Consider the following 3,061-nt stretch of genomic DNA (forward strand, 5'->3'; position numbering starts at 1 on the left):
GGATTCTCACATTGATTATGACCTCTTTGTTTACTCTGGAGACCAATCCTCTGCCGGTCCTCTTATTGCCCAGTCAACCTATGGAAGAGGAAGGCCAGATGAATGCACATTAACCAGAAGTGGCTACATCTGGATAAAGGTATTTAATTACAGCTCTAGTGGGTCGGGGAATTATAGCCTGGGAATAGAAGGACCAAGGATTTTACTGGATAAGATAGGGATATATTATCACAATGATACAGACCCAACTAGACATTATCCCTACGATAGTGATAGGATTACTATAAAGGCTTTGGTATGGGCAAATGATGGTCAGGGGACAAGAACCTATGCTGATGCTCCCTTAAACAATGATGGATATTGGTATATCGCAGGGAGTGATGGTGCGATGGGTATATTTGCCAATCCTCCTTCTCTGCCAGCAAACACTACAATCTATCAATGGCAAAGTCCATTTCAAACCCCAACATTTAATTGGACTGTCTGGTATCACAGAACAGGCAATCCATACAATCAGAGTAATCGCGATTATTGGTATGAGACCTTAACCAGCACACTTATCACAGGTTGGGGGACAACAACAAGCTTTGCTCTTGGGACAAAAAGATATAGCACAAAGATTACATTAGGCACACAAAGTGTTAGCTCTAAAGTTGGTGAGTATGCCACAAGGATAAGTGTAAGGCAAAACAATACCCCTCAAGGCCATATTGATAGAGCTACCCAGTATCTTAGGTGGCTTACCGCTTACTTACAATATCCTGAAGGTAATTCCGACCTCTACTCATCTAATGGTATTCCCTATGAATGGGGCGGGCATTGGTTTGGCGGAAGGACAGGAAACAGGGTTGGGGATCCTAATCCTTACGAGGGCTATGGCATAGATTGCTCTGGGCTTGTTTCCTGTGGAGCAAGGTTTGCAGGGTATAATTGGAGTTCCTGGCGACAGACAACAAGTGGCTTACCAAATGTCTCTGATGCGATTACACAAGCTCAACTCCAACCAGGGGATATACTTAATAGGACACCTACCCCTGATCGTTCTGGTCATGTGGTTACTGTGTATAGGATAGACCCTAACAATCGTGATAGGATTGATGTAATTGAAGCAACCGGTAAACCACCCAATGAACCACCTGATAGGTGTAATAAGGTTAGAATAGTAAGTAAACGTCTTAGAATAGATTATCTTGATCAAGGCTATACCATTAGAAGATTAAGATAGGAGGTTAAGTAAAATGAAGATAATTTCATTTATTTTGGCGATGTTGATAATCGGGGCAAACAAGGGGTTTTGTGAAGGCCAAAAGAGCCAAAAAATGGATTATATCCCTAAAATCCTTTTTACCTTAGGGTATGGAACAGAAAGCAATCAGATTGGAATTGCTCCAGAGGACCCCACCAGAGGAGAGGGAGAGGGATTGGGAGATGGGCCTCTAGGAGAGCCTCTATTAGATTCAGAAGGAAACATCTATATTGGAGATTGTGTAAATGGTAAAATCAAGAAATTTGACCAAAGTGGAAAATTGCTTTTTGTTACACAAGACATGGGTCCAGAATTTTATCCACAATCCTTTAGAATAGACAATCAAAGTAATATCTATGTAATTGGAGGACTTGGTGGGGTAGTTAAATTTGACAACCAAGGCAGGTTTGTTCGCGTTATTAACTATGACCCCTTTGGGTATGATGAGGAAAAACTTAAATCTCTGCGTGCCAGTTCTCCAGAGATAGCCGAAATCCCAAGCTTTGAAGACTTTCCCTTAATTGATGGAAAGGGAAGGGAGTATAAGGTTCGCTATACCACGGATTATGCACTGGACCCAGATGAAATATCTATAGTAAAGGAACAAGAAATAAGGATAGAAACTTATTCTCCAAATAAAAAGGTAATGCGAAGTTTCATTCTTGCGAGTATTAAAGCAACACAAACTTCTCAGAAACTTACCGGAACACCTACTCTTTCTTTTCCTGATTACAAAGACTTAAAATTTGGATTAAGGGTAGATTTTGTAGACAGGAAAGGAAATATCTATGCCAGCGGGCTTGCCAGAAGAAATGAACCCCTGGTATTAAAGGAAGGGCTTTATATCAATTCTGATATAATAGTATACAAATATGACCCTCAAGGAAACTTTATTACACAGGTTAGATTTCATAATCAACCTAGCGTAGTACCTCATCATTTAGGAACTGGCTACATTATCGACCCTTCAGGCAACATCTATGCCCTTCAATTTCATGCTGAAGGTATGGATGTAGTAAAGTATAAATGGAAACCAATTTTCAAGGAAGAGGAGGAGAAATGAAAGGGTTAGTACTGATTATAATTGTTGGAAGTATTCTTATTGGTTGTTCTCATTATCAGTTAAAAAGAGAAGATACTACTAACGAGAAAAAGGACTATATAATTGGTACATGGCGGGCAGAAGGTGGAATATGGATAACCTTTGAAAAAAATGGTTTTTTCCATGTAGATAAAGGCAAAGAAGGTAAAGAACGAGTTTTCGATGGTGAGTATAGTGTAGAATATGCTGGTGGGTCGCCGCATGGTCTTATTTTTGAGTGCATAGCGTTGAAAGTAAAGATAAATAATCCAGAAGTTCTTAAAATTGAACCATTTCGTGAGATTAGTATTGTACCTGTAAGTTTTTACTTAGGGGAAGGAGATCCATGTGGACTTAAGTTATTACAACTGGGGAATTCTTTTGGACACCTTTTAGCGGAATATTTTGGCATAAATACGCAAGAACCTCTAATGCTATCTGGAGAATGCGTATATGGAGGTTGGCCATCGTATTTAGAGGAGGCAAAGCAATGAAGCAAATATTTTTAATCTTAAGCCTGTTTGCATTTTTAAGCAATCTAGAGGCTTTCTTTCCCAAGGGAAAGCTTAGCGAAAATACCTCGGCTGAGCTTATCAATAAAGACAAAGAAGAGCAAATTAAGGTAAGCTTAGTCTGCAAAGAGGATGATATTGCCTATCAGGAAGAAATAGAAGGGATGGGTATTGAAATACTTAAGGTAGAGGGAGAAAGGATATTTATCAAGACCTCATTGG

The 3,061-nt window shown here is 39.6% G+C and carries 4 protein-coding genes; all 4 read left to right on the top strand.

Annotated features, from left to right (window positions below; genetic code table 11):
- On the top strand, window positions 1–1,225 hold a 1,225-nt coding region (locus AB1630_11655; GenBank protein MEW6104447.1), incomplete at its 5' end, for a hypothetical protein.
- 13 nt (window positions 1,226–1,238) lie between these two features.
- Window positions 1,239–2,309 carry a hypothetical protein gene (locus AB1630_11660; GenBank protein MEW6104448.1) on the top strand — a complete coding sequence of 357 codons (1,071 nt, stop codon included), beginning with the start codon at window positions 1,239–1,241 and terminating at the stop codon, window positions 2,307–2,309.
- A complete protein-coding gene (locus AB1630_11665; protein MEW6104449.1) occupies window positions 2,306–2,821 on the top strand; it encodes a hypothetical protein in 516 nt (171 codons plus the stop codon). The genes AB1630_11660 and AB1630_11665 overlap by 4 nt, the downstream gene beginning before the upstream one ends.
- Window positions 2,818–3,061 (top strand): hypothetical protein (locus AB1630_11670; protein MEW6104450.1); only part of this gene is annotated, 244 nt, incomplete at its 3' end. The genes AB1630_11665 and AB1630_11670, both read left to right, overlap by 4 nt.

This window comes from bacterium, assembly GCA_040753555.1.
GTDB lineage: Bacteria > UBA9089 > UBA9088 > UBA9088 > UBA9088 > JBFLYE01.